This window comes from Streptomyces triticirhizae (genome assembly GCF_003696235.1).
GTDB lineage: Bacteria > Actinomycetota > Actinomycetes > Streptomycetales > Streptomycetaceae > Streptomyces > Streptomyces triticirhizae.
In genome coordinates, this window is record NZ_RFFJ01000273.1 from 1 (window position 1) to 6,003 (window position 6,003).

Annotated in this window: 6 protein-coding genes; all 6 read right to left on the bottom strand. The window is 71.2% G+C overall.

Annotated elements, in window-relative coordinates; genetic code table 11:
* Positions 1 to 1,463 (bottom strand): hypothetical protein (locus tag EBN88_RS27815; protein WP_122399801.1); only part of this gene is annotated, 1,463 nt, incomplete at its 3' end.
* Positions 1,460 to 2,965 (bottom strand): bifunctional cytidylyltransferase/SDR family oxidoreductase, encoded by a 1,506-nt coding sequence (locus tag EBN88_RS27820; RefSeq protein WP_122399802.1) that lies wholly within the window; start codon positions 2,963 to 2,965, stop codon positions 1,460 to 1,462. The genes EBN88_RS27820 and EBN88_RS27815, both read right to left, overlap by 4 nt.
* A 204-nt stretch (positions 2,966 to 3,169) precedes the next feature.
* Positions 3,170 to 4,612 (bottom strand): GTPase ObgE, encoded by a 1,443-nt coding sequence (gene obgE, locus EBN88_RS27825; protein WP_122399803.1) that lies wholly within the window; start codon positions 4,610 to 4,612, stop codon positions 3,170 to 3,172.
* Between the two features lie 135 nt (positions 4,613 to 4,747).
* Complete coding sequence (gene rpmA / locus EBN88_RS27830) at positions 4,748 to 5,008, bottom strand: 50S ribosomal protein L27 (RefSeq protein ID WP_122399804.1); 261 nt, start codon at positions 5,006 to 5,008, stop codon at positions 4,748 to 4,750.
* 14 nt (positions 5,009 to 5,022) lie between these two features.
* Positions 5,023 to 5,346: a 50S ribosomal protein L21 gene (rplU, locus tag EBN88_RS27835; RefSeq protein ID WP_122399805.1), complete on the bottom strand. Its 324-nt coding sequence runs from the start codon at positions 5,344 to 5,346 to the stop codon at positions 5,023 to 5,025.
* 258 nt (positions 5,347 to 5,604) lie between these two features.
* The coding region (locus EBN88_RS30915) for a hypothetical protein (RefSeq protein ID WP_407703476.1) at positions 5,605 to 6,003 on the bottom strand (399 nt) is incomplete at its 5' end.

Here is a 6,003-nt window from a genome sequence, read left to right on the forward strand (position 1 = left end):
AGCCTGGCCCGCGCGGCGGCCCGCTCGGCGGCGGTGCGCTCGGCCTCGGCGGCCCAGCGCGGGTCGGCGGCGCGGGCGACGGCCGCCTCCTCGATCAGCGCGACGATCCGCTGGTGGGCGGCGCCGGCGGCCGGGTTGCGGGTGCCGGTGAACGGGTGCGGCTTGTAGATGACCCGCACCGGGCGCTCGGCGGTCAGCAGCCGGCGGATGATGTTCTCGCCGGCCAGCATGAGCGAGGTGTTGCCCGGGTCGTCGGTCCAGCCCTCCCAGGTGGGGGCGTAGAGCACGGTGGGGATGCGGCCCTCGGGGCGGGCGCTCGCCGGCAGGATGGACGCCAGCTGGGGGCGGCCCACCTCGACGATGTCCTCGTCGCGCACCCCGACGTCGGCCAGCGCGTAGCGGTCCCGGCCGGCGCGGCCGGCCGTCCACACCTCGTCGTACGCCTTGGCGTAGGGGTTGATGCTGGCGATCTTGTCGCTGTCGCCGTGCCCGATGAAGACGTGCTTCATGGTGGGCACCCGCAGCAGGTGGAGGTTCTTGCCGACGTTGGCCGGGTAGAGGCCGACGCGGAGCATGGAGAGGTCCATGTTCATCAGGTGGACCGCGCTGGGCACGCACACCACCGGGACGGTGGTGGTGGCCAGCCGGTTGAGGATGGCCCGCTCCCGCAGGATCACCAGCGGCCTGGTGTCCAGCCGCTCCATGGTCTCCAGCCACATGTCGACCTGGTAGACGGACTCCTTGGAGCCGGAGAAGTAGAGCGCGGTCTCCGGGCGGTGCTCGCGCAGCCAGCCGTCGAACCACTCCAGGGCGGCCTCCGGGTCGGGCGGCAGCTTGGCGGCGCGCAGGTACGGCAGCAGCGCCAGCAGGTACAGCAGCACCAGCGCGGGGGCCGCGACGATCCCGGCGTAGCCGTAGCCGGTGTCCTCCGTGATCACCATCGCCAACAGCCCAGCGAACAGGGGGACTTCGGCGTGCAGCACCTTCTCGACCGCGCGGTGGGTGAGCCAGCGCGGGGCGCCGTCGGGCACCGGCATGGTCGACAGGTCGATGTTGCGGGTGGCGAACGGCAGCCTGCGCTTGCGGCGCAGCACCGTGACCAGCGCGGTGTGCGGGATCTGGAGCGCGTAGAACGCGAGCAGCCCGACGACGGCGACCTGGGCCACCGTCTCCTCGGTCCAGCCGGTGCGGGCCAACAGCAGCACCAGCAGCAGCTGGCGGACCAGGAAGCGGACCGTGAGGCCGACCCTGGCCTTGCCCATGCGCACCAGCAGATAGCTGCCGCTGCGGTGCAGGTAGTGGTCGCCGAGGTAGCTCGCGGCCGCCGCGACGACGAAGCCACCGGTGACCGGCAGCAGTGCGGTGAGCAGCATCACGGGGTAGCTGACCACCACGACCAGCGCCGCCAGCAGCTCGGCGGTGGTCGTCACGCCGGCGAGGCGGCGCAGCAGTCCTGCCGTCATGCCACCCCCCCGGCGGCGTCGGAGCTGAGGGCTGCGGCCAGGGCGCGCTCGAAGGAGCCGGCCTGGGTGGCGTCGGCGGTGGGGTCCTGCTGGCGGACGTCTATGACGTGGCCGGTCATGCTGGACAGCAGCACGTCGAGGGAGGTGCGGGCGACGGCCTCGGAGGAGAGCAGCGTGCCGGCCGGCTCCTGCCCGAACGCCTTGGTGCGCATCGGGGTGGCGGTCCGCTCCGGGTTGACGCAGTTGACGCGGATGCCGTCGGCGGCCCACTCGTCGGCGAGCGCCTGGGTGAGGTTGACCATGGCGGCCTTGGTGGAGGAGTAGAGGCTGTACTCGGCCCGGCCCCGCGTGTAGCTGCTGGAGGTGTAGAGCAGCAGCTGGCCGCCGGTCTCCGCGAGATAGCGGTGGGCGGCCCTGGCGATCCGCACCGGGGCCAGGTAGTTGACCTTGAGCGCCTCCTCGATGGTGGCGTCGTCGGTCTCGGCGAGCTTGCCGATGCGCAGCACGCCGGCGGTGTTCACCACGTAGTCGACGCGGCCGGTGTCGGCGTGCGCCTTGGCGAGGGCGGCGGCGACGTCCTCCGGGTTCTCCACGTGGGTGCCGGTGGTGGAGCGGCCCAGCGGGTAGACGGTCGCGCCGTAGCCGGCGGCCAGGTCGGCGATGTCCTTGCCGATGCCGTAGGAGCCGCCGAAGACCACGATGGTCCTGCCGGAGAGCCGCTCGCGGTAGGCGGCCTCGTCGGACTGCGCGGGGGCGGCCGTGGAGGCCAGCTGGAAGAGCTTGTCCGTGAGGAACACGTCGACCGGCTGGGTCACCTTCATGTTGAACTCGTCGCCGGGGACGACGTGGATCGGCACGTCGGGCAGGTACTTCAGCACCACGGAACAGTCGTCGGTGGCCTGGAAGTTGGGGTCGTCGGCGGCGATCTCGTAGGCGCGGCGGATGGTGGAGAGCCGGAACGCCTGCGGGGTCTGGCCGCGCCGCAGCCGGGAGCGGTCGGGGACGTCGGTGATGAACTCGCCGTCCTCGCCGTGGGTGCGGGTGACGATGATGGTGTCGGCGGACGGTATGGCCACGTCCACCGCCTGGTAGCGCTCCAACGCCCGGACGCAGTCGCTGATCACGCGCTGGGAGAGCAGCGGGCGCACGGCGTCGTGGAAGAGGACGTTGCGGTCCTCGCCCTCGGCGAGGCCCTCGCCCAGGGCCTCGATGGCGCGCTGGGTGGTCTCGTTCCTGGTGGCGCCGCCCTCCAGGACCCGACTGACCTTGGTCAGCCCGCTCCTGGCCACGATGCGCTCGACGTCCTGCGCGTACCCGGGGGCCATCAGCACGATGACGTCGTCGATGTCATCGGCCTCCTCGAAGATGGCCAGGGTGTGCTCGATGACGGCCTTACCGGCGACCTTGATCAGCTGCTTCGGTATGGAAAGCCCCACACGCTGGCCCGTGCCACCGGCGAGAACGACCGCTGTGGTGTGCGGGGACGGCCCTTTGGGTTGCATGGTCAAGGAAGCTCCTGCCGGTATCAAGAAGTGTCGCCTACGCGAGGAGAAGGTTAACCCCCGTCGAAGCTTGACCCCCAAGCCGGACTAACCGTTGTTGACCGTTATCGCTTTGAGACAGCGTACCGGTACCCTGCGGGGCCCCCAAACGGCCAGCGGAGCAGGGGTTTTCACGCGTTCCTTACAAGCCGCCAAGCGCGCAAATCAGTCAAAGGGCCGGAATTCCTCGAATTCCCGTTGGGCGGCGTCCCGGCGCTGGGCCTCGCGGTCCCGGCGCCGTCGGGCGGCCGGGCGCAGCGGGTTCATCCGGTGATCCTCGCCACGCCGGCCCAGCATCTCGGCGCCCGCCGTGACGGACGGCTCCCAGTCGAAGATCACCGCGTCGTCCTCGGGCCCGATCGCGACGCCGTCGCCCTCCCTGGCGCCCAGGCGCAGCAGTTCGTCCTCCACGCCCAGCCGGTTGAGCCGGTCCGCGAGATAACCGACGGCCTCCTCGTTGCTGAAGTCCGTCTGCACCACCCAACGTTCCGGCTTCTCTCCCCGAACCCGAAACAAACCTTCACCTTCCGGGGTAACGGTGAAGCCGACCTCGTTAACGGCCTTGGGCCTGATCACCACGCGCTTGGCCTCCTCGCGCGGTTTCGCGGCGCGGGCGGAGGCGACCAGCTCGCCGAGCGCGAAGGAGAGTTCCCGAAGACCTTTTCGGGAAACGGCCGAGACCTCGAAAACGCGCAGGCCGCGCGCCTCCAGTTCGGGGCGCACGATGTCGGCCAGGTCCTGGCCCTCGGGAATGTCCGTCTTGTTGAGCACGACCAGCCGGGGCCGATCGTCCAGGCCGCCGTACTGGGCCAGCTCCTCCTCGATCACCTCGAAGTCGGTGAGCGGGTCGCGCTCGGTCTCCAGCGTGGCGCAGTCCAGCACGTGCACCAGCACCGCGCAGCGCTCCACATGGCGCAGGAACTCCAGCCCCAGGCCACGCCCCTCGCTCGCGCCCGGGATCAGCCCGGGCACGTCGGCCACCGTGTAGACGGTCTCGCCGGCCGTCACCACGCCCAGGTTGGGCACCAGGGTGGTGAACGGGTAGTCGGCGATCTTCGGCCGGGCCGCCGACAGCACCGAGATCAACGAGGACTTGCCGGCGCTGGGGTAGCCGACCAGCGCCACGTCCGCGATGGTCTTCAGCTCCAGCACCAGGTCCCGGCTCTCGCCCGGCTCGCCCAGCAGCGCGAAGCCGGGGGCCTTGCGGCGCGGCGAGGCGAGCGCCGCGTTGCCCAGGCCGCCCCGGCCGCCCTGTCCGGCGACAAACGTGGTGCCCGCGCCCACCAGGTCGGCCAGCACCTCGCCCGAGGGGCTGAGCACCACGGTGCCGTCGGGCACCGGCAGCACCAGGTCCTTGCCGAGCGCGCCGGTGCGGTTCCCGCCCGCGCCCGGCTTGCCGTTGGTGGCCTTGCGGTGCGGCCGGTGGTGATAGTCGAGCAGCGTGGTGACCTCGGGGTCGACCACGAGGATCACGTCCCCGCCGCGCCCGCCGTCGCCGCCGTCCGGGCCGCCCAGCGGCTTGAACTTCTCCCGGTGCACGGAGGCGCAGCCGTGGCCCCCGTTACCCGCGACGACATGCAGCTCGACGCGGTCCACGAAGGTGGTCATGACAGGTGCCTCCCGGCGGTTTCGAACGGTGGGTCTTGCGCGAACGGTGGGTCTGCTGGGCCAACAACGCCAGGGGCGGACCGCTTCCCGGCGAGGGAAGTGCGGTCCGCCCCGGATGCTTCTCCCGGCCGCGCCTCAGCTGGCGGCGACCGGCACCACGTTCACGACCCGACGGTCACGGTAGGTGCCGAACTGCACCGCGCCCGGCTGGAGGGCGAACAGGGTGTCGTCCTTGCCACGGCCCACACCCTTGCCGGGGTGGAAGTGGGTGCCACGCTGCCGGACCAGGATCTCGCCCGCGTTGACGACCTGGCCGCCGAACCGCTTCACGCCAAGGTACTGGGGGTTGGAGTCACGGCCGTTCCTCGTCGAGGACGCGCCCTTCTTGTGTGCCATCTCGCTTCAGTCCCTTACTTCGCGGCCGGGGCGGGGATCTCGGTGATCTTCAGCTGGGTGTGCAGCTGACGGTGACCCATCCGCCGGCGGTAGCCGGTCTTGTTCTTGAACTTCTGAATCCGGATCTTCTCGCCCTTGTGGTGGTCAAGCACCTCGGCCTGAACCTTCACGCCGGCCAGCACCCACGGGTCGCTGGTCACGGTCTCCCCGTCCACCACGAGCAGGGTGGAGAGTTCGACGGTGTCGCCGACCTCCTTCGTCGCCAGCCGGTCGACCTCGATGACGTCGCCCACGGCGACCTTCTGCTGTCGACCGCCGGTGCGCACAATCGCGTACACGCCAAACTCTCTCTCACTCGATGCGGAGCCCCTGATGCCAGCGACGGGCGACGAGGCGCCCGGCCTCTCCCGACCGCGCGGCGAACGGCCGTTGGCAGTCGTCGGGAGGAAGGTGCTCAGAGGCATGGCGGGTCCAGTGACACGCCGATCGCCAAGAATACGGACGGCTCAACAAGCCGGTCAAATCCGCCGTGTTCCCCCGGCGCCCGCGCGCGAGCGTCGCACGCGCGCGGGCGTTCCGGGACACTCCCGCGGATGTCAGTCCTCGGCCGCCGTGGACGACGCCTTCCTGGCCGTCGTCTTCTTGGCGGTCGTCTTCTTGGTCGTGGCCTTCTTGGCGGTGGTCTTCTTCGCCGCCGACTTCTTCGCCGGGGCGCTCTTGGCCGCCTTCTTGGCCGTGGACTTCTTGGCCGTCGTCTTCTTGGCGGTGGCCTTCTGCGTCGTGGCCTTCTTGGCGGTGGCCCTGGCCGCCTTCGCGGCCGGCTCGGCCTCCTCCGGCTCCGACTCCGGCTCCGACTCGACGGACTCGGCCGGCTCGGCGGTCACCACGGTGACCACGGCCTCCTCGGCGCCCTCGGGCGAGCCGGCGGCCCTGCGGGCCACGCGGCGGCGGGCCGGCGCCGGCTCGGCGGCGGGCGCCTCGCCCGCGACGGGCTC